At 75.3% G+C, this 879-nt stretch carries 1 protein-coding gene; it reads left to right on the top strand.

Annotated elements, in window-relative coordinates; all coding sequences use genetic code 11:
• The first annotated feature begins 215 nt into the window (after positions 1-215).
• Positions 216-728 carry an EF-hand domain-containing protein gene (locus tag G3I53_RS24955; protein WP_164334313.1) on the top strand — a complete coding sequence of 171 codons (513 nt, stop codon included), beginning with the start codon at positions 216-218 and terminating at the stop codon, positions 726-728.
• The last annotated feature ends 151 nt before the right edge of the window (positions 729-879 follow it).

Below are 879 nucleotides of genomic sequence, written 5' to 3'. Positions count from 1 at the left end.
CGCGCCGCCGTGCCGTCCTGCCCCGCGCCCTCGGCTCCGGCCGCGCGCCCCCCCGGCGCCGGCCCGGGCACCGCGCACCCCGCCTGGAGCAACGGGGTGGTCGCGGAATGCCCCCGGTCCTGGCACAGGTGCGGTATCCGTTCCCCGGGACCGTCCCGTACGACGTACGCTCCGGACGAGAAGACCCCACTGACTTAAGGCGGCCTGAAAGAGACATGGTCACCAGCGAGCACGACCGCAGGATCGCGGACCGATTCGCCACGTTCGACCAGAACGGCAACGGCTACATCGACCGCGAGGACTTCAGCCACGCGGCGAAGGCGCTGCTGGCGGAGTTCGGCGTCGCGGCCCGTTCCGACCGGGGACAGTCCCTCTACGGCGGCGCGGAGGCGTTCTGGCAGGGCATGGCCGGAATCGCGGACCGCGACGGCGACCAGCGCATCACCCGCGAGGAATTCGTCAACGGCGCGCTGAAGCGACTGCGCGACAACCCCGACCGGTTCGGCGAGATCGCGCGGCCCTTCCTGCAGGCGGCCCTCGCCGTGGCGGACGGCGACGGCGACGGCAGGGCCACCGTCGAGGAGACCGCCCGCGTCCTCGTGGCGCTCGGCGTCGCCGACGACCTCGCCCGCACCGCGGCGGCCACGCTGGACACGGACGGCGACGGCCGGATCGGCGAGGACGAGGTCGTCCGGTCCTTCGCCCGCTACTTCACCGTCCCCGAGTAGACCTCCGGCCGTTCGGTGCCCCGCCCCCGGGCGGGGCACCGTCACGCCGAGGGGCGTACGGGGGCTGCTGGAGCGCCGGTTCGGCCCCGGGGCGCTTGCGGGCCGCGGCCGGTGCCGGCGGACCGCCGCGGCTGGACCGGCCGTTGTGGCG

The organism is Streptomyces sp. SID14436 (genome assembly GCF_010548465.1).
Taxonomy (GTDB): Bacteria; Actinomycetota; Actinomycetes; order Streptomycetales; family Streptomycetaceae; genus Streptomyces.
This window is presented reverse-complemented; position numbering and strand designations above follow the sequence as displayed.